Below are 18403 nucleotides of genomic sequence, written 5' to 3'. Positions count from 1 at the left end.
CGTGGCACTGATCAAATCAATTTCCGGCATCCGGGGCACCATCGGCGGCGCCGCAGGCGAAGGCCTAACTCCCATTGACGTAGTGAAGTACGCAGCGGCTTTTGGCACGTGGGTACTGGAAACAACCCAAAACAATACGATTGTCATCGGGCGCGACGCACGCATCTCCGGTGAGATGGTGAGCAAACTGGTGGAAGGCACCCTGCGCGGGCTGGGCATCAACGTTATTGACCTGGGTCTGAGCACCACGCCTACCGTGGAAATTGCAGTGCCAGCCAAAAAGGCGGGCGGCGGCATTATCCTCACGGCTTCGCACAACCCCAAGCAGTGGAACGCACTGAAGCTGCTTAATGACAAGGGCGAGTTTATTTCCGATGCGGATGGGCAGCAGGTACTGGCCTTGGGTGATAATGAAGCCTTCAACTTTGCGCCCGTAAACAAGCTGGGCCAGTACAGCACCGATACCACCTTCTTCAAAAAGCATATTAAAGCCATCTTGGCTTTGCCCCTAGTGGATGTGGAGGCTATCAAGGCCAAGAAGTTTCGCGTCGTTATCGACTGTGTCAACTCCACGGGGGGCATTGTAGTGCCGATGCTGCTGGAAGCGCTGGGCGTCGAAACGGTGGAGAAGCTGTTTTGTGAACCCACCGGCGACTTCGCCCACAACCCCGAGCCCCTGCCCGAAAACCTGCGCGATATTGCCCGGGTACTGGAGAAAGGCTCTTTCGACCTGGGTATCGTAGTCGACCCCGATGTAGACCGCCTGGCCTTGGTGAATGAGGACGGTTCCATGTTCGGGGAGGAATACACCCTGGTAGCCGTGGCCGACTACGTACTGCAGCAGAACGGCGGGGGCAACACCGTAAGTAACCTGAGCAGTACCCGCGCTCTGCGCGACGTGACCGAAAAGCACGGCGGCCACTACGCTGCCGCTGCCGTGGGCGAGGTGAACGTGGTAACGAAGATGAAGGAAACCAATGCCATTATTGGCGGGGAAGGCAATGGGGGCATCATTTATCCGGAGCTGCACTACGGCCGCGACTCCTTGGTGGGTATTGCGCTTTTCCTGAGCCACCTGGCCAAGTCGAACCTGACTATGACGCGGCTGCGGGCTTCGTACCCAGGCTACTTTATCTCGAAAAATAAGATTGAGCTCACGCCCGAAATCGACACGGACCAGGTGCTGGTGCAAATGGAGCAGCGCTACGCCAAGCAGCCGGTAAATACCATCGATGGAGTGAAAATCGAGTTCGACAAAGAGTGGGTGCACCTGCGCAAGTCGAACACGGAGCCCATCATCCGGATTTACGCTGAATCGGACTCCAACGCCACCGCCGACCACTTGGCCAATAAGATTATTGCTGACATTAAGGAGATTATCTCGGTAAAGAGCTAAGCGGCTTTTCTACTCAATAAGTGAAGGATTCCGGCTTCCAAGCTGGAATCCTTTATTTTTGTGCGGCTATACTCTCACTAGCCATCCACCTCTCTCTATTATAGTTGCGCGTATGCCTCACCACCCCGATTCGCACGCATCCTCCACGGCCACACCCATGGCCGTGTACTTCGACAATGCGGCGACTACGCCCCTCGATCCGGAAGTACTGGACGCTATGCTGCCGTTTATGCGCGAGCATTTTGGCAACCCCAGCAGCATTCACGGCCACGGCCGCAAAGTGCGGGCAGCCATCGAGAATGCCCGCAAGACTATTGCCCACCTGATTAACGCTGCTCCGGCCGAAATATCATTTACCTCGGGCGGCACGGAAGGCGACAACTACGCCGCCTTTGGCTCCATCCGGACGCTAGGCCTGCGCCACGCCGTTACTTCCAAGCTGGAACACCACGCGGTGCTGCATACGCTGCAGGCCCTGGAGAAAACCGGCGACATTAGCCTGAGCTACGTGCAGCACGACGAGCGAGGCCGCCTTGATTTGGAGCACCTCGACGAGTTGCTGAAGACCAATGGCCGCTCCTTCGTGAGCCTGATGCACGCCAACAACGAAATCGGTAACCTGAACGATATTGCAACCATTGGCGACGTCTGCCAGGCGCACAAGGCCATCTTCCACACCGATACGGTGCAGACGATGGGCCATTACCGGCACGACGTGCAGCAGCTCAAAAACCATTTCTTGGTAGGTTCGGCCCACAAGTTTCACGGTCCCAAAGGCGTAGGCTTCTTATACCGCCGGCCGGAGGTGCAGGTAAGCCCGCTGATTCACGGCGGCGCTCAGGAACGTAATGTGCGGGCTGGCACCGAGAATGTGTACGGTATTGTCGGCCTGGCCAAAGCTCTGGAAATTGCCTACCGGGAAATGGACACCCACCGCCAACACATTCAGGGGCTCAAAGACCGGTTTATCCGCCGGTTGACGGCCGAAATTGAGGATGTGCAGTTCAACGGGTTGTCGGCTGAGGCAGACCAAAGTCTGTACACGGTGCTGAGCGTGAGCTTGCCGCCGTCGGCAATCAGCGAGATGCTGTTGTTTAATCTGGACATCAGCCGGGTATCCGTGTCGGGCGGCTCGGCGTGTAGCAGCGGTGCCGACGCCGGGTCCCACGTGTTGACGGCCCTGGGCTGTGACCCGCAGCGTGGTGCTATTCGCTTCTCAATGAGCAAGTACAACACGACCGAAGAAGTTGACTACGCCGTGGAGCAATTAGCCAAAATGTACCGCAGAGTGCCCGCTTAGTCTTGGCCGTAAGCGCAAGGCGTAACCCCTGAAATTCCCGACCGGGCGCTAGCCGCATGTGCTGCCGTCCGGTCGGGAATTCTTACGCTGAGGGACACCTGTTTTAGCTATACGTTAGCTGGCGGTACCAAAGGAGAAGATTGGTGATCAAGAGGACTATATAGACTAGACCTATCTATTTTGCTTTCCTTGCGTACTCACTGGCAAAATAGCTCCTGACGTGTATGGCCGATATCAACATTCAGCGTAAAAAATCCTCTCCTAGTCCCTGGCTGCTGGTTCTACTGGTAGTAGTCGTGTTGGCAGTGGTTGGCTATTTACTGTTCCGCTCCACCGCCGCAGAAACTCCAGAAACTAGTGCCGCGCCGGCTACCAGCGCGGTACCGATGGCCGACGCCGATGCCGACGCCATGGCCCGGGCTACGCCACCGCCCGCCGATGGCAACGGTAAGGCCGCGGCCGTAGCCGACATGGCCGCCGAAGAGGCCCCGGCAACGCCTGAGGAGCTAGCCAGCTTTGCCGCCAACGAAACGGATAGCCCCGACTACGGCCGCCGGGGCCTGCAGATGCTTAGTGCGACGCTTAGTGACCTGGCCGACCGCGCCGACCTGCGCGATGCTACCGTCAGTGAGCGGCGCAACGACCTGACCAGCGCCATTAGCCGTACTTCGGAGCCCAATGCCAGCCTGCGGCCAGGTTTTGTAGCAGTGGCCGGCCTGATGCAGGCCATGCAGCAAAAGGCCTACCCCGAGCTGGAAAAACCCGTGGCGGAGCTTAGTGAGCAGGCCCGGCAGCTTTCGGGGCGGACCACGCCCGCCGACCAGCCGGCTCTGGAGACTTTCTTTACCAAAGCCGCCGACATTGTGCGGACGCTAAACGAGCCCGCTTCGTAAGAAAGCTGAACCACGCCGCCATCTTCCAACGTTTCCACCGGCTATACTGTCTTTCTCTTTATGGAACCGACGCCTTCCCCAATACCTTCTGCTGAAGGCATGCACTTGCGCCGCCTCCGCGACCTAACCGACTTTGAAGTAGCTGATGATAGTCCGGATGTGCGCGGCTGGGCCGTGCGTGGGGGCGACGGCCACAAGTTTGGCGACGTGTCCGAACTGATTGTGGAGGAAGAAGCCCTGAAAGTTCGCTACCTCGACGTCGAGCTGGATTCGTCCCTGAATGTGAATCGGCACGAGCGGCATATTCTGATTCCGGTAGGCGTGGCCGCGCTGGATGAGGAAGGCGACAACGTCTTTGTGCCTTCTTTGAATAAGGAATCGGTATTGGATTATCCGCCCTACGAGGAAATTCAGATTACGCGCGAATACGAAGAGGCCATGCTGCGGAGCCTGAAGTTGCCTTTGCCAGAGGCTCGCAGCAGCTTTTACGATAACGACCCCTACAACGAGCAGCGCTTCTACCAAAACCGCCGCTCCGCGCCGAATGACACGTTTCGTAAGCGGGTTAACTAAACCAACAACAAGGCCCTGAATTGCTCCAGGGCCTTGTTGTTGGTTTCAGCAGGGGGCTGCTTCCTTACTAGTTGCGCTGAATCATGTTGACCACGCCTTCCACCCACTGCGGGTGGGAGTTCAGAGAGGGCACCAGCTGCCAGTGGGCCCCACCGGCTTCCTCAAACATTTCCTTGAATTCTTCGCCTACTTCAATGGTCGTTTCCAGGCAGTCGGCCACGAAGGCGGGGCTGAAGGCCAGTACGTTTTTGATGCCTTTGGCCGGCATTTCTTTCAACACCTCGTCGGTGTAGGGCTGCAGCCACGGGTCGCGCAGGCGGCTTTGCAGGCGGCTCTGGAACGAGGTAGTGTACTGCTCGGGAGCCAAGCCCAAGCCTTTGGCCAGCTGGCGGGACGTTTCGTAGCACTGGGCCCGGTAGCAGTAGCGGTTATTCTTATTGTAGCTATTGCAGCAGCTGCCCAGCTTGCAATAGTTGTTGTGGCTGCCCTTGAGCACGTGCCGCTCCGGAATACCGTGGTAGCTAAATACCACATGGTCGTAGTCGCGCTTGGCCATTTCCTCTTTCCCGAGCGTGACAAAGGTGCCGATAAAGCCGGGGTCGTCGGTGAAGGTGCTGATAAAGGAAATGCTGGGTACTACCCACCACTTGCTCACAAGTTCCATTACCTTTTCCTGCACCGAGCCAGTACTGGCGGCGGCATATTGCGGAAAGAGTGGTAGTACGATAATCCGGTCGACGGCAGCTTCGCGCAGCTCTTCCAGAGCTTTTTCGATGCTGGGGTTCTGGTAGCGCATCCCGAAGGCTACGACGTAGTCTTTGCCCAGTTTTTCCTGCACCAGCTTCTGTAAATCGAGGCCGTGGTAGAGTAGGGGGGAGCCCCGCTCGGTCCAGAGCTGCTGGTAGATCTTGGCCGACTTGGGAGCCCGCAACGGCACTACCAAGCCTTGGAAGAGCGGATAACGAATGGCCGCCGGCATGTCGATAACCCGGCCATCGGTGAGAAATTCGTTTAGGTAGCGGCGTACATCACCGGTTTGGGGCGAGTCGGGCGTACCCAGATTAACAAGTAAAACGCCGATACGGCGTTGCGGAGAGGCGGGAGTTGGCATAGAGAAAGAACGGTCGTCCGTCCATAGACAAAGGTAGGGCCTTCCGGGTTTGGGACGGAGCCAGTATTTTTCCCAGATGACAAAAGTCGCCTTTCCCCCGTCCCCCGACTCGGCTTCCGTTGCCCTGCTGAACGTAGTGCTGTGGGCGGCCACCCACGCCGGCGCCGACCAGGCCGAACTGGGCCGACGGTTAACTCTTTCCCCGGCCCTGCTCACCGACCCCGACGCCCGTGTGCCCATCAGCACGATTCAGCAGCTGTGGCACGAAGCCGTGCTGGCTACCCACGACCCGCACCTGGCCCTGCACCTGGGAGAAAAGATAAATCTGGCGGCTTTGGGCATTCTGGCTTACGTGCTGCTGCACTGCCCCACGCTGGGGGCCGCCCTGGAGCAGTTAGTCCGCTACCAGGACGTGGCCTGCGCCGGGGTGCGCCTCACCTTACGCCCGGAAGCCGAACTCTGCTGGCTGGATTCAGAGCTAACCAGCCCCGCCATCATCTACCCCGAGCATGTCATCAACTCCGAGTTTTCTACCTACCTCAGTGCCTTTCGAACCCTAACTGGTCGGCCCCTTGCCCCACGCGAAGTTCACCTGGCTTACTCCGAGCCAGCCGATACCCAGGAGCACGAGCGAGTATTTGCTCCAGCCCGGCTGGTATTCGGCACGCCCATAAGCAGTATTGGTTTCGACATGACTCTGCTCCACTTGCCGGTCATCAATGCCAATCCGGTGCTGTTTCCGCTTTTTGAGCAGCATGCCGCCGCCTTGCTGGCCCGCTTGCATACGCCTAGCCTACCCGAGCGGGTCAAGCGCGAAATCGTGGAACTGCTGAAAGGCGCCGCGCCCACGCTGGCCACCGTGGCCGACCGGCTGACGATGGGCGTGCGTACGCTGCAACTAAAGCTCAAGGAAACCGGGCACACCTACCAGCAGCTGCTCGATGCCGTACGCCACGACTTAGCCCAAAGCCACTTGCGTGACGCTCAGCTCAGCACCACCGATATTGCCTTTCTGCTGGGCTATTCCGAGCCCAGCGCCTTTGTTCGGTCCTTTAAAAAATGGACGGGGCAGACACCCGGCGCGTTTCGGAAGGAGCCGGTCCGGTAGTGTGGGCGGTGCGGTTCCGGTCGGCCCAGCGGGCCCATAGTACCGGCAGCCACAGTAGCTGCCCCACCCAGCCCAGTTCAGCAACGCTGCCGGGCACTGGGCTGAAGAAATTGCTGAAGTGTACTACCACCAGAAAAGCCACCAAGGACCACAGGGCGTACCGGCCGGTTTTGTTTAGAGCTTTGGTTTGTCGCAGATACAGGTAGAGCCCCGCCACAAAAATCGGCACCTCCACCACTTGGCTTAGCAGCAAGTGGTTCCACAACCCGAGCCCAACAACTGGCGAGTGGCCGGGGTACAGCGGCAGATCGGGACCGTGTACCACTGCGTCGAGTAGCCAGTGGCTTAGCACGGCGAAGCCCAGCAGCAGGGCCGCCGGTTTGTCGCGCCGCAGCACCCAGTAGCCCAGGCCCAGCACCACGCTCCATACCACGCTCATAACCAAGCTGTGGGAAATCGGGTAGTGGGAAAACGTTACGGCTTGGCCGGCGCTGGGTCGCAGTTCTACCTGCTCAGCGCCCAGCAGCAGCAGCGTGGGCCAGAGCAAGTCGGCCAGTTGCACGGCCATAAACAGGATTCCCAGGGAAAGTTGTGGTTTCAAGGTTTTGGCTCCGAAAGCCAGCCCATAATGCCCAATAAACATGGCGGTCAGGAAGAGGGTGGGAAGTAAAAGGACTACCACACAAAGGTCTGCTGGTCGGCGGCCGGCATTGCTGACCGAATCCGTAAACCGATTGACTAAAAACGAAAATCGAGAGGCTTGCTCCGGTGTCTACCTGTCCGATTTTGGACCAGACAATGCGCATCTGCCTATAAAGCAGTACCTTTGCAGACTTATTTAGAAAACCTCCGTGAATCCCGAACCTAAACCGCACCGCGCTGGCTTTGTGAGCATTATCGGCAAGCCCAACGTGGGCAAGTCGACGCTGATGAACGCCCTGATGGGCGAGCGGCTCAGCATTGTCACCAGCAAAGCCCAGACCACGCGCCACCGCATCCTGGGTATTCTGAACGGCGACGACTTCCAGCTGGTCTACTCCGATACACCCGGCATCATTCAGCCTAAGTACGAGCTGCACAACGCCATGATGTCGTTCGTGTACAGCTCCTTGGAAGACGCCGACGTCATCCTGTTTGTCACCGATATCTACGAAAAGCACGACGAGGAGCCGGTAGTAGAGCGCCTGCGCAAGATGGTGGACACGCCGATTCTGCTGCTGGTCAACAAAATCGACCAGGCCGATCAGGCCGAGGTGGAAGCCAAGGTGGACTACTGGCGCGAGCAGCTGCCCAACGCGGCCCGCGTACTGCCCATTTCGGCCCTCGAAAAGTTCGGCACCGGCGAACTGCTCGACCTCGTGCTGGGCTACCTGCCCGAGCACCCGGCTTATTACCCCAAGGATGAACTCACCGACAAGCCGGAGCGTTTCTTCGCCGCCGAGATGATTCGGGAGAAAATCTTCAAGCTCTACAAAAAGGAAGTCCCCTACAGCTGCGAAGTCGGCATTGAGGAGTTCAAAGAGGAAGAAGACATCATCCGTATCCGGGCCACCATCTACGTGGAGCGGGCCAGCCAGAAAGGCATTATCATCGGCCAGAAAGGCGAGGCGCTGAAGAAAGTCGGCACCTGGGCTCGGGAGGAAATGGAGAAATTCTTCCAGAAGAAAGTCTTCCTCGAAACCCACGTCAAAGTCAACGAAAACTGGCGCACCGACCCCAAGGCCCTGAACCGCTTCGGCTACAGCCAATAAAGTAGAGCTTAGAACTCAGACTAAATGACTGTCCAGTCTAACTTCCGAGTTCTTACTTCTAAGTTCTAACGCATTCCGACCTCACATTCACTTAACTACTCCGGGCACTGCCGAAACTGGTCGGGCCGGCGGCTGGAGTCAGACGCATGAAGAATACCATTGCTATTGTGGGCCGCCCCAACGTGGGCAAATCCACCCTGTTCAACCGCCTCGTGGGTCACCGCAAGGCCATCATGGACAACCAAAGCGGCGTAACCCGCGACCGGCACTACGGCTACGGCGAGTGGATCGGCAAGCACTTTACCGTTATCGATACCGGTGGCTACGTGCACGGCTCCGACGACGTGTTCGAGGAAGGCATCCGCCGCCAGGTAAAGCTGGCCATCGACGAGGCCGATGTGGTGCTGTTCATGGTCGACGTGGACGCCGGTTTGCACGGCCTCGATGAGGAGTTTGCCAACGTGCTGCGCCGCTACCAGGGCAAAAAACCAATCTACTTGGTAGCCAACAAGGCCGATACCAACGCCCGGGCCCACGCGGCCGGCGAGTTCTACGCCCTGGGCGTCGGCGACGGCGACATTTTCACCATCTCGTCGCAGAGCGGCTCCGGTACCGGCGACTTACTCGACGCGGTGGTGTCGCACTTCGAAGATCCGTGGGAGGAAGTACAGGACGAAGGCCTGCCCAAGATTGCCGTGGTTGGCCGCCCCAACGTGGGCAAGTCGAGCCTGGTAAACCTGCTGCTGGGCGAGGAACGTACCATCGTAACCGACATTGCCGGCACCACCCGCGACGCCATCAAGACGCGCTACAACGCTTTCGGCAACGAGTTTATCCTCATTGACACCGCCGGCCTGCGTCGTAAGACCAAGGTGAAAGAGGACATCGAATTCTACTCCGTGCTCCGCTCCATCCGGGCCATGGAAGAGTCCGACGTCTGCATCGTGATGCTCGACGCTACTCGCGGCATTGAGGCCCAGGACGTGAACATCATCGGCCTGGCCGACAAAAACCGCAAGGGCATCGTGATTCTGGTGAATAAGTGGGACCTGGTCGAAGACAAGGAAACCAACACGACCAAAAAAATCGAGGAGCAGATTTATGAAAAGATAGCGCCCATTGCCTATCCGCCCATCATCTTCACCTCGGTGCTCACCAAGCAGCGCGTGCACAAGGCCATTGAAACGGCCATTCAGGTGTACGAGAACAAGACAAAGAAAATCCCGACTTCCCAGCTCAACGAGGTGATGCTGCGCGTGATTGAGGAGCACCAGCCGCCGTCGACGAAGGGCAAAATGGTGCGCATCAAGTACGTGACGCAGCTGCCCACGCACAACCCGGTGTTTGCCTTCTTCTGCAATCTGCCCCAGTATGTGAGCGAGTCGTACACGCGCTACCTGGAAAACCGCCTGCGCGAGAATTTCGACTTCGGCGGCGTACCCATCGGCATCATCTTCCGCAAAAAGTAAGCTGAGCGGTAGGTAGTTGAGCCAAAGGGTGGAATAATTTTTCTACTGTTGGGTTACCTTATCGGGGGGGGAAGTATAAAACCCCGAATCTAGCGACGAGCTGCCCCGCACTTGGCGTCCGATTCGGCTTAAACTGACTTGAATTTTCAACAACCCCCTTAATTCCTCTCATCATGAAAAAGGTTCTGTTCCTTGCTCTGGCTGCTGCTTCGTTCACCTTCGCTTCGTGCGACAGCAAGACTGAAAACGCTCAAGAAAACGCTGCTGAGCAAGTAGAAGAAGCTGGCGAAGCCAAAGCTGACGCTATGGAAGATGCAGGCAACGAAGCTGGTGCTGACTCGGTAGAAAATGCTACCGAAGCTAAGGCTGACGCTATGGAAGATGCCGCTGATGCTAACCCCAGCCAGGCTACTCCCGCTCCCGCCGGTGGCGCTACCACGACCCAGCAGTAATTGCACTGCCTGAATAAGGCAAAAAAGAGGCTCCCTGAATCAGGGAGCCTCTTTTTTTATGTCTGCAAACCAGGTTGACTTACCATGCTACCCCAGCCGGCGGCGCAGTAACCCATCAACGACCTGCACCAGCTTGCGTGGAGGGTAGGTGCGCCAAGGCAGCTCGTCGAGTTGTCCACCGAAGTTGATATAGTTATCCACATTGTACTGGTGCATTTCCCGGATAACGTGCTCCTGAAAGTTGATGCCCGCAATCCAGCCGTCCTCCACGTCCTCAAACCACTCTTCGTAGTACGAATCGTCGGAGCCGTGGAAATTGAATACGTTTTCGCCGACCAGAATAAACTTGCGGATACCCTCGTGCACCATCAAATCAATGATGTTGCGCTTCAGGCTCATGATGTCGTTTTCGATGGCATCGTTCCATTCCCCAATGAACTCGATGATGCCAATACCTTCGTCGTAGTCTACAAACAGGATTTTCAGGAACAGTGTGTCGGAGTCGAGGCTGTCCCACTGCGGGTGAATGTAGTAACCGTAAATAGTATTGGTAAAGGTATCGAGGCTGTTTTCAGCTTCGAACAGTGGGGAGCGGGGGTCTTCCGACGCAGAGTACTGCTCTATCCAGTTATAATGGGGCTCAATGGTATGCATGGGGCTAGCTAGATTACTGCCGGCCCCACGTAACGCAGTTGCTCGGCTAAAATGGCTTCTTGATAACGCGCAATAGGCGCTATCTGTTCGCTCAGTCGTCAAGACAGCCGCACTGCAGCCCGCCGGAATTAGTGCCCGTGGTAAGCGGCCAATGCCGCCCGCACCGAACCATGCAGCTTAAGTAACTCAGCGGCTTTGTCTTGGCCGATGCCCAACTCTTCCATAATCATTCGTTCCCCGCGGTCCACGAGCTTGAGGTTGGAGAGCTGCATATCCACCATCTTATTGCCTTTTACCTTACCCAGTCGAATCATGGTAGCGGTGGTAAGCATGTTGAGCACCAGCTTCTGGGCCGTACCGGCTTTCATGCGGGTGCTACCAGTCACAAACTCGGGGCCGGTGACAACCTCCACCGGAAAATCGGCCAGGGCCGCAACAGATGAATCGGGGTTGCACACGATGCAGCCCGTGGCAATGCCATGCCGCCGGGCTATGGCCATGCCGCCAATAACGTAGGGTGTGCGGCCCGAAGCGGCAATGCCCACGAGCATGTCGTCGTCGTTGATGTTGTGCGCGGTCAGGTCGCGCCAGGCTTGCTGGGCATCGTCCTCGGCATTTTCCACGGCCTGGCGAATAGCAGTGTCGCCGCCGGCAATAAGGCCAATGACCAGGCCTTGTGGCACGCCAAAGGTAGGAGGGCACTCCGAGGCGTCCAGAACCCCGAGTCGGCCGCTGGTGCCGGCTCCAATGTAGAACAGGCGGCCCCCGCGCTGCAGCCGTTCCACCGTTGCTTCTACCAAGGCCTCAATCTGCGGCAGGGCCCGGGCTACCACTTGCGGCACGGTCTGGTCTACGCTGTTAATGCCAGCAAGTAGCTCCCGCGTCGAGAGGGTTTCGAGGTTATTGAAGTGGGAAGGGCTTTCGGTGGTGCTCAAGGGAAGTACGGTTGGGAGATGGGGCAACGCTGGCTGTAAATACTCTATAACGTTACGAGGCGGCTGAGGTAGGTACTTTCAGTCGGCCAATGGCGTGAAACTTGTCGAAAACGTGCTCCGTGTGTGGCGCATCTTTTTGCAGCTCTTGGGTTAAGTCCTGCCCGGCCCAGTGTTCGTAATGGTTGCCGCGGCGCCACAGGCGAGAGCGGGTCACGTCGTAAATCAACCCATTGTAGCCTACCCAGATTTCGTCTCGGTCCTGCCCGTTGCGCAAGGCCAGTTGGGCCAGCGAGTATTCGGGCAACTCGGGCTTAGCGGGTTGTTTTTCGTCGTTTAACTCAGACTGGAAAGAATTCATCAGCGAAATAGGAGACAGTATATGCTGCCTAGGCAAATACGGAAAGCACGGCCAAAGTCTACCCCAACAAAGCCTGCGTGAGAATCCAGCGGTTGGGCAGGTCGCCCTGGGCCGCTTTAAAGTAGTCTTCGTAGCTGCAGGGCACAATGCGCTTCACGGCGCTGTCGGCTAGGCTTTCAACTTCCAGCCACCACTTTTCGGTGCGCTTGGCCTTGTAGAACACCAGCTTGGCCGGAGAGCCCGGTAACCCCACGGCGTAGCGGATAAAGCGGCGGCTTTGAAAGTCTGTTTCGCCGCGGCGGTGGTAGTAGCCTTCAATAAAATACCAGAGCATCGTGGCCAAGGCGCTGGCGGCTAGGCCGTGCACGTCGTGGTCGGGGCGGTAGCCGTAGAGGCCGAAAGAGCTGAGCTGGTCGTTGTGGCCGGCGTACCAGGCCAGCTTGGCGGCTTCCTCGTTGGTCAGGCCAAAGGGATTCGCCGGGTAATAGGCTGGGGCGTCGTTCCAGCGCAGAGCCGCTACGTCGAAGCTTACGAAGTCGGCTTGGCGCAGCAGGGGTTCCGCCTGGCGGATATCGTCGCGCACTTGCCCCAAACGCAGGGTCTCGAAGTGCAGCTTTTCCAGGGCGGCCAGCACGTCGGGCGCGACCAAATACTGCTGGTGGGCCAGTTGGGCGAAATTGAACACGAAATTGGGTTCGTGCATCAGGATACGGCGCAGGTGCGAGTCTTCGGCCGGAGCCGTATCGTGCTCGGCCATATCCACCCGCGAATCGACCATGGCAAAGCTCACCGGCCGCTCCAGAGTTTCGTAGGCTAAAAATTGCCCGTAGTCCAGGTCCTGGCTGCCGCCCAGCAAAATCGGGACGGTATTGTGCTCCAGCAGGGTGGCTACAATTTCGCGCAGCCGCAGGTAGGTGTCTTCCAGGGTCAGGCCGGGGCGCAGGTTGCCTAAATCTACCAGGCGAAGACTACCGGTGCCTTTTTGCAACTGGTAAAAGCGGCGGCGCACCTCATCCGCGCCGTGGGTTTCGGGCGCTGCGCCGGCGCTGCCCCGCCATTCATTCAGCCCAATAAGAGCCAAGTCAGCCGTGCGCCAATCCGGAAACGAGTCCAGAAAGCGCGTGGCATAGTTGGCAAGCGTCGTAGAAGCTGCCGTAGCGGCGGTAAGCTCCTCGCGGAGCGGATCAAAGAAGATGGCCAGATTCATCGGGCGCGAACAGTGCAGGCAGACAAAACTAAGCAAAACCCGCCACCCCATCCAGTTTTTCAGCCTTAACCCACGAGTCAACCTGATCCGTAATAGGCATTACGCCAAAAAATCTATTTATTTAAGCTGTCTTGGCACCTTGCTCCAGACACTTTAGCTCCGCCCGACGTTACAGAATCGGCCATTCTGCTCTTTTCTCCGCGTTTCCCACCAACTAGTATTTCTCTCTACAATGGAAGTCCGCCGCTCTTTTGATATTCTGTCGCACCAACTTGCCACTGCCCCCAAAGCCGACTCCCTGGCCGCCAAAATCAATGGAGACTGGCAAAAAATCAGTACTCAGCAGGTCATTGAGCACGCCAATCAGGTTAGCCTAGGGCTGTTACAGCTTGGGATTAAAAAGGATGATAAGGTCGCCATCATCTCCATGAACCGGCCCGAGTGGATGTTTGCCGACTTCGGCATTGCCCAGATAGGCGCTACCAGCGTGCCGATGTATCCCAGCATTACAGTTGAAGACTACAAGTATATCTTCACCGACGCCGGGGTCAAAGCCGTATTCGTGGCCGATGAGAAGCTTTATGCCAAGGTAAAAGAGGCCACGGCCGAACTACCCGAGGTCAAGCACGTGTTTACGTTCGACAAGGTGGAGGGAGCCCGCCACTTCAGCGAACTGCTGGAGCTGGGCAAGAAAGGCGACGCCGCCACGCTGGAGCCCCTCAAAGCCGCCGTGCAGCCCGACGACCTGCTTACTCTTATCTATACCTCCGGCACCACCGGCAACCCCAAAGGGGTGATGCTCAGCCACGACAACATCCTGAGCAACTGCCGCAACTCCCAGCCCTTCGTGCCCGTCACCAAGGACGACAAGGCCCTGAGCTTTCTGCCGCTCTGCCACATCTTCGAGCGGATGGTGACCTACCTCTACATGATTAACAGCGTGAGTATTTACTACGCCGAAAGCATGGAGGTCATTGCCGATAACCTGCGCGAGGTACAGCCCCAGATTTTCACTACCGTGCCCCGCCTGCTGGAAAAGGTGTATGATAAGATTGTGGCCAAAGGGCACCAGTTAGAAGGTGTCAAGAAAAATCTGTTTTTCTGGGCCCTGGACCTGGGGCTGAAATACGACACCCAAAAAGACCACGGCCTCTTCTACAACGCTCAGCTGGCCCTGGCCAACAAGCTCATCTTTAACAAGTGGCGAGAGGCCTTGGGCGGCAACCTGAAGTGCATCGTATCCGGCGGCGGCGCCCTGCAGCCCCGTCTGGCCCGGGTGTTCTGGGCGGCCGGTATCCGGGTGATGGAAGGCTATGGACTGACGGAAACCTCGCCCGTTATTGCCGTCGGCGGCTTTGAGCCCGAAAACAACATGATTGGCACGGTGGGCCCGCTCATCGACAACATGCAGGTGAAAATTGCCGAAGACGGCGAGATTCTGACCAAATCGGCCTCCGTGATGAAGGGCTACTACAACAAGCCCGACCTGACGGCCAAGGAAATTGACGCCGACGGCTGGTTTCACACCGGCGACATTGGCGAGTTTGTCAACGGACGCTTCCTCAAAATCACGGACCGCAAAAAGGAGATGTTCAAGACCTCGGGCGGCAAGTACATTGCCCCGCAGGTGATTGAGGGCAAGCTCAAAGAGTCGCCGCTGGTAGAGCAGTGCATGGTAGTCGGGGCCGACCAGAAATTCCCTGCCGCCCTGCTTATCCCTTCCTTCGACGACCTGAAAGGCTGGTGCAAGCGCAACGGCGTGGACTGCAACTGCTCCAACGAAGAACTCATCAAGAATGAGAAAGTGGTGCAGATGTATGAAGACCTGGTCAAGAAGTACAACCAGAGCTTCGCCCAGTGGGAGCAGGTCAAGAAAATCGTGCTGCTGCCCCAGCAGTGGACCGTGGAAACCGGCGAAATGACGCCTACCATGAAGGTCAAGCGCAAGATCATCACCGAGAATAATAAAGACCTTATCGAGAGCCTTTACCACCAAGAGGCCCACCGCTAGCCCCGGGTATTTAGAAAAATTAAAGTTTGGGCCCGGCCAGTATTTCCGTCAATGAAATGCTGGCCGGGCCCAAACTTTTTTCTGTATATTTAGTATGCAAGCATAACATATTCTTTGTATGTTTACCGGACTTCACCACCCCCATGACACCGGAAGAAACCGTCGATTATAACATCAAAGTAGCCTGGCATGCCATTTCACGCATGTACAATACCCAGGCCGCCAAGCACGATATTACCACCAGCATCGGCTTTGTCCTGCTCAATATAGATCAGGAAAGTGGTACTCCGGCTACCAAAATTGCGCCCCTGCTGGGCCTCGAAACCCGCAGCCTGACCCGCATTTTACGCTCGATGGAGGAAAAAGGCCTGATCTACAAGCAAGCTGACACCCAGGACAAACGCTCGGTCCGCATTTTCCTGACCGAGGAAGGCCTGCGCAAAAAGGAAGTTTCGCGCCAGACCGTGCGCCACTTCAACCAGAAGGTGCGGGAAAAAATCCCCCAGGCCCAGCTGGAAGTCATGTTCAAGGTCGTGGGCCAGATTACGGGCATGATTGAGGGCAAAACCCTCTTTGACGATTTCAAATTGAAACCCCTGCGCTCCGAGCCGGCCGCCTAACGGCGCCGGCCCGGAGTGTTTTTGCTTTCTGATAGTCAACCAAGTAGCGTGGCTTCGTGCTTGAATTAACTCGGCATGACGAGTAGTTGAGCACCGGGCTTTCCACCTGAATCTTTCATTTCTCACCCACCTCATTCCTTCCCGAATGAATCGTATTATCAAAAAAGTAGCCGTATTGGGCTCCGGTGTGATGGGCTCGCGCATTGCGCTGCACTTCGCCAACATCGGCGTGCAGGTGTTATTGCTCGATATTGCTCCCAAGGAGCTGACTCCCGACGAGGAAAAGAAGGGCCTGACGCTGGACGCGGCGGCGGTGAAAAACCGCATCGTGAATGCCTCGCTCGACGCAGCCGTGAAGTCCAATCCCTCGCCGATTTACCGCAAGGCCGACGCCGCGCGCATCAAGACCGGCAACTTCGACGACAACCTCAAGGACATTGCCACCTGCGACTGGACGATTGAAGTCGTGGTCGAGCGCCTCGACATCAAGAAGAGCCTCTTTGAGCGGATCGAGCAGTACCGCAAGCCCGGCACCCTGATTACGTCGAACACTTCGGGTATTCCGATTCATTTGATGGCCGAAGGTCGCTCGGAGGACTTCCGCAAGCACTTCGCCGGCACCCACTTCTTCAACCCGCCCCGCTACCTGAAGCTGCTCGAAATCATCCCGACGCCCGAGACGGACCAGTCGGTGGTGGATTTCCTGATGCACTACGGCGACCTGTACCTGGGCAAAACCACCGTACTGGCCAAGGACACGCCCGGCTTTATTGCCAACCGCGTGGGCGTATTCGCCATGCTCGATGTGATGCAGACCATGCAGCGCCTGGGCCTGACGGTGGAGGAAGTGGATAAGCTGACCGGCCCGGTTATCGGCCACGCCAAGTCGGCTACGCTGCGCACTTCCGACGTGGTGGGCCTCGACACGACCATCAACGTAACCAACGGTCTGGCCCAGGGCCTGCCCAACGACGAAGCCAAGGACGTCTTCGTGCTGCCCGACTTCGTCAAGAAGATGGGCGAGAACAAGTGGTTGGGCGACAAAACCGGCCAGGGTTTCTACAAGAAAGTGAAGGGAGAAGGCGGCAAGTCCGAAATCCACGCCCTGGATTTGAACACGCTGGAGTACAAGCCCAGCCAGAAGGTGAAGTTTGCCTCTCTGGAAGCTACCAAGGCCATCGACAAGGTAGCCGACCGGTTCAAGGTGCTGGTGGCCGGCAAAGACAAGGCCGCCGACTTCTACCGCCAGAGCTTCGGCAGCCTGTTTGCCTACGTCTCGAACCGGATTCCGGAAATCACCGACCAGCTCTACAAGATTGACGACGCCCTGCGCGCCGGCTTCGGCTGGGAGCTGGGCCCGTTTGAAACCTGGGATGCTCTGGGCGTACAGAAAGGCCTGGAACTGGCCCAGGCCGGTGGCCGCAACGTAGCTCCCTGGGTAGCCGAAATGCTGGCTGCCGGCAACACCACTTTCTACAAGGTGAATGAGCAGGGCGTAAAGCAGTTCTACGACCTGGAATCGAAGTCCTACCAGGCTATTCCCGGCGTGGAAAATTTCGTCATCCTCGACAACCTGCGCGCTACGGGCAAAGTCATCTGGAAAAACGCCGGGGCTTCGGTCCTCGACCTCGGCGACGGTATCCTGAACGTAGAGTTCCACTCCAAGATGAATACCCTGGGCTCCGACGTGATTCAGGGCCTGATGAAGGGCGTGGACATTGCCGAAAAGGATTTCCGAGGCATGGTCGTCGGCAACGACGCGCCCAACTTCTCGGCCGGCGCCAATCTGGGCCTGGTGTACATGTACGCCCTCGACCAGGAGTATGACGAGATTAACATGATGATTGCCCAGTTCCAGAATGCCATGATGCGCATGCGCTACAGCAGCATTCCGGTGGTGGGCACGCCCCACGGCCTGGCTTTGGGCGGGGGCTGCGAGCTGAACCTGCACGCCGACAAGGTGGTGGCCGCAGCCGAAACCTACATGGGCCTGGTGGAGTTCGGCGTGGGCCTGATTCCGGCCGGCGGTGGCACCAAGGAAATGACTTTGCGCACGGCCGCCAAGTACGAGGAAGGGGAGCCCGAGTTCAACCTGCTCCGCAACGCCTTCGTGACCATCAGCACCGCCAAGGTGTCGACCTCGGCTGCCGAGGCCTTCGACCTGGGCTTCCTGCGCCGCGGCGACGAAGTGGTGGTTAACAACAACCGCCTCATTGCCACGGCCAAGGCCGAAGCCATTGCCCTGGCCGAAGCCGGCTACACCCAGCCCGTGCAGAAGACCGACATCAAGGTGCACGGCAAAGGTGCCCTGGCCATGTTCCTGACCGGCGTTCATGCCATGCGCGCCGGCAACTACATTTCCGACCACGACGTGAAGATTGCCAACAAGCTGGCCTTCGTCATGACCGGCGGGGATTTGTCGTCGCCGACCAACGTGAGCGAGCAGTACCTGCTGGACCTGGAGCGCGAAGCTTTCCTGAGTCTGACCGGCGAGCGGAAAACCCTGGAGCGTATCCAGAGCATCCTGACGACGGGCAAACCTTTGAGAAACTAGAGCTAAACACT

The 18403-nt window shown here is 57.7% G+C and carries 17 protein-coding genes; 11 read left to right on the top strand and 6 right to left on the bottom strand.

All coding sequences use genetic code 11. The features are described from left to right. The first annotated feature begins 1 nt into the window (after nt 1). The 4 genes from glmM (at nt 2) to E5K02_RS15730 (ending at nt 4162) form a co-directional block, all read left to right on the top strand. The gene (gene glmM, locus E5K02_RS15745) at nt 2-1396 is read left to right on the top strand and encodes a phosphoglucosamine mutase (protein ID WP_135396176.1); all 1395 of its coding nucleotides are present in this window, start codon (nt 2-4) and stop codon (nt 1394-1396) included. A gap of 157 nt (nt 1397-1553) precedes the next feature. Then, nucleotides 1554-2696 (top strand): cysteine desulfurase family protein, encoded by a 1143-nt coding sequence (locus E5K02_RS15740; RefSeq protein ID WP_135396679.1) that lies wholly within the window; start codon nt 1554-1556, stop codon nt 2694-2696. 224 nt (nt 2697-2920) lie between these two features. Further along, complete coding sequence (locus tag E5K02_RS15735) at nt 2921-3589, top strand: hypothetical protein (protein WP_135396175.1); 669 nt, start codon at nt 2921-2923, stop codon at nt 3587-3589. Nucleotides 3590-3688: 99 nt separating this feature from the next. Then, the gene (locus E5K02_RS15730) at nt 3689-4162 is read left to right on the top strand and encodes a PRC-barrel domain-containing protein (RefSeq protein WP_167856435.1); all 474 of its coding nucleotides are present in this window, start codon (nt 3689-3691) and stop codon (nt 4160-4162) included. A gap of 67 nt (nt 4163-4229) precedes the next feature. On the opposite strand, the gene hemH is transcribed toward E5K02_RS15730, so the two are convergent. Beyond that, complete coding sequence (gene hemH, locus E5K02_RS15725; RefSeq protein WP_135396173.1) at nt 4230-5273, bottom strand: ferrochelatase; 1044 nt, start codon at nt 5271-5273, stop codon at nt 4230-4232. 76 nt (nt 5274-5349) lie between these two features. Here hemH and E5K02_RS15720 point away from each other — a divergent pair, with 76 nt between their 5' ends. Then, nucleotides 5350-6381: an AraC family transcriptional regulator gene (locus E5K02_RS15720; RefSeq protein WP_135396172.1), complete on the top strand. Its 1032-nt coding sequence runs from the start codon at nt 5350-5352 to the stop codon at nt 6379-6381. Here E5K02_RS15720 and E5K02_RS15715 read toward each other — a convergent pair. Next, entirely contained in the window at nt 6326-6982 is a 657-nt protein-coding gene (locus tag E5K02_RS15715) for a metal-dependent hydrolase (RefSeq protein WP_206025973.1), read from the bottom strand. The two genes, E5K02_RS15720 and E5K02_RS15715, sit on opposite strands and share 56 nt — an antisense overlap. A gap of 250 nt (nt 6983-7232) precedes the next feature. Between E5K02_RS15715 and era the strand changes: the two genes are divergently transcribed. From era to E5K02_RS15700, 3 genes are all read left to right on the top strand, one after another. Continuing rightward, nucleotides 7233-8132 (top strand): GTPase Era, encoded by a 900-nt coding sequence (era, locus tag E5K02_RS15710; RefSeq protein WP_135396171.1) that lies wholly within the window; start codon nt 7233-7235, stop codon nt 8130-8132. A 146-nt stretch (nt 8133-8278) separates the two neighbouring features. After that, nucleotides 8279-9601: a ribosome biogenesis GTPase Der gene (gene der / locus E5K02_RS15705; protein ID WP_135396170.1), complete on the top strand. Its 1323-nt coding sequence runs from the start codon at nt 8279-8281 to the stop codon at nt 9599-9601. A 173-nt stretch (nt 9602-9774) separates the two neighbouring features. Next, on the top strand, nt 9775-10053 hold the full coding sequence (locus E5K02_RS15700; protein ID WP_135396169.1) for a hypothetical protein: 279 nt from the start codon (nt 9775-9777) through the stop codon (nt 10051-10053). Nucleotides 10054-10140: 87 nt separating this feature from the next. On the opposite strand, the gene E5K02_RS15695 is transcribed toward E5K02_RS15700, so the two are convergent. From E5K02_RS15695 to E5K02_RS15680, 4 genes are all read right to left on the bottom strand, one after another. Beyond that, nucleotides 10141-10707 (bottom strand): hypothetical protein, encoded by a 567-nt coding sequence (locus tag E5K02_RS15695; protein ID WP_135396168.1) that lies wholly within the window; start codon nt 10705-10707, stop codon nt 10141-10143. A 128-nt stretch (nt 10708-10835) separates the two neighbouring features. Beyond that, entirely contained in the window at nt 10836-11642 is an 807-nt protein-coding gene (gene murQ, locus E5K02_RS15690) for an N-acetylmuramic acid 6-phosphate etherase (RefSeq protein WP_135396167.1), read from the bottom strand. A gap of 52 nt (nt 11643-11694) precedes the next feature. Then, nucleotides 11695-12000, bottom strand: coding sequence for a cytochrome b5 domain-containing protein (locus tag E5K02_RS15685; protein WP_206025972.1), 306 nt, complete (start codon nt 11998-12000; stop codon nt 11695-11697). A gap of 58 nt (nt 12001-12058) precedes the next feature. Next, nucleotides 12059-13207 carry a formimidoylglutamase gene (locus E5K02_RS15680; protein ID WP_135396166.1) on the bottom strand — a complete coding sequence of 383 codons (1149 nt, stop codon included), beginning with the start codon at nt 13205-13207 and terminating at the stop codon, nt 12059-12061. Nucleotides 13208-13439: 232 nt separating this feature from the next. Between E5K02_RS15680 and E5K02_RS15675 the strand changes: the two genes are divergently transcribed. The 3 genes from E5K02_RS15675 (at nt 13440) to E5K02_RS15665 (ending at nt 18392) form a co-directional block, all read left to right on the top strand. Beyond that, complete coding sequence (locus tag E5K02_RS15675; protein WP_135396165.1) at nt 13440-15218, top strand: AMP-dependent synthetase/ligase; 1779 nt, start codon at nt 13440-13442, stop codon at nt 15216-15218. A 143-nt stretch (nt 15219-15361) separates the two neighbouring features. Continuing rightward, nucleotides 15362-15838, top strand: coding sequence for a MarR family winged helix-turn-helix transcriptional regulator (locus E5K02_RS15670; RefSeq protein WP_135396164.1), 477 nt, complete (start codon nt 15362-15364; stop codon nt 15836-15838). Between the two features lie 145 nt (nt 15839-15983). Then, nucleotides 15984-18392: a 3-hydroxyacyl-CoA dehydrogenase/enoyl-CoA hydratase family protein gene (locus E5K02_RS15665; protein WP_135396163.1), complete on the top strand. Its 2409-nt coding sequence runs from the start codon at nt 15984-15986 to the stop codon at nt 18390-18392. Nucleotides 18393-18403: the final 11 nt, after the last annotated feature.

Source organism: Hymenobacter metallicola, from assembly GCF_004745645.1.
In the GTDB taxonomy this organism is placed as follows: Bacteria; Bacteroidota; Bacteroidia; order Cytophagales; family Hymenobacteraceae; genus Hymenobacter; species Hymenobacter metallicola.
Note: the sequence above shows the minus strand (reverse complement) of the source record. Positions and strands in the feature narration are given on the sequence as shown.

Coding starts and splice junctions, on each gene's coding strand:
- E5K02_RS15730 (WP_167856435.1), top strand. CDS start 3,689: ATGCACTTGCGCCGCCTCCGCGACCTAACCGACTTTGAAGTAGCTGAT.
- der (WP_135396170.1), top strand. CDS start 8,279: ATGAAGAATACCATTGCTATTGTGGGCCGCCCCAACGTGGGCAAATCC.
- E5K02_RS15735 (WP_135396175.1), top strand. CDS start 2,921: ATGGCCGATATCAACATTCAGCGTAAAAAATCCTCTCCTAGTCCCTGG.
- E5K02_RS15675 (WP_135396165.1), top strand. CDS start 13,440: ATGGAAGTCCGCCGCTCTTTTGATATTCTGTCGCACCAACTTGCCACT.
- hemH (WP_135396173.1), bottom strand. CDS start 5,273: ATGCCAACTCCCGCCTCTCCGCAACGCCGTATCGGCGTTTTACTTGTT.
- E5K02_RS15695 (WP_135396168.1), bottom strand. CDS start 10,707: ATGCATACCATTGAGCCCCATTATAACTGGATAGAGCAGTACTCTGCG.
- E5K02_RS15665 (WP_135396163.1), top strand. CDS start 15,984: ATGAATCGTATTATCAAAAAAGTAGCCGTATTGGGCTCCGGTGTGATG.
- E5K02_RS15720 (WP_135396172.1), top strand. CDS start 5,350: ATGACAAAAGTCGCCTTTCCCCCGTCCCCCGACTCGGCTTCCGTTGCC.
- E5K02_RS15685 (WP_206025972.1), bottom strand. CDS start 12,000: ATGAATTCTTTCCAGTCTGAGTTAAACGACGAAAAACAACCCGCTAAG.
- E5K02_RS15680 (WP_135396166.1), bottom strand. CDS start 13,207: ATGAATCTGGCCATCTTCTTTGATCCGCTCCGCGAGGAGCTTACCGCC.
- E5K02_RS15740 (WP_135396679.1), top strand. CDS start 1,554: ATGGCCGTGTACTTCGACAATGCGGCGACTACGCCCCTCGATCCGGAA.
- E5K02_RS15670 (WP_135396164.1), top strand. CDS start 15,362: ATGACACCGGAAGAAACCGTCGATTATAACATCAAAGTAGCCTGGCAT.
- E5K02_RS15700 (WP_135396169.1), top strand. CDS start 9,775: ATGAAAAAGGTTCTGTTCCTTGCTCTGGCTGCTGCTTCGTTCACCTTC.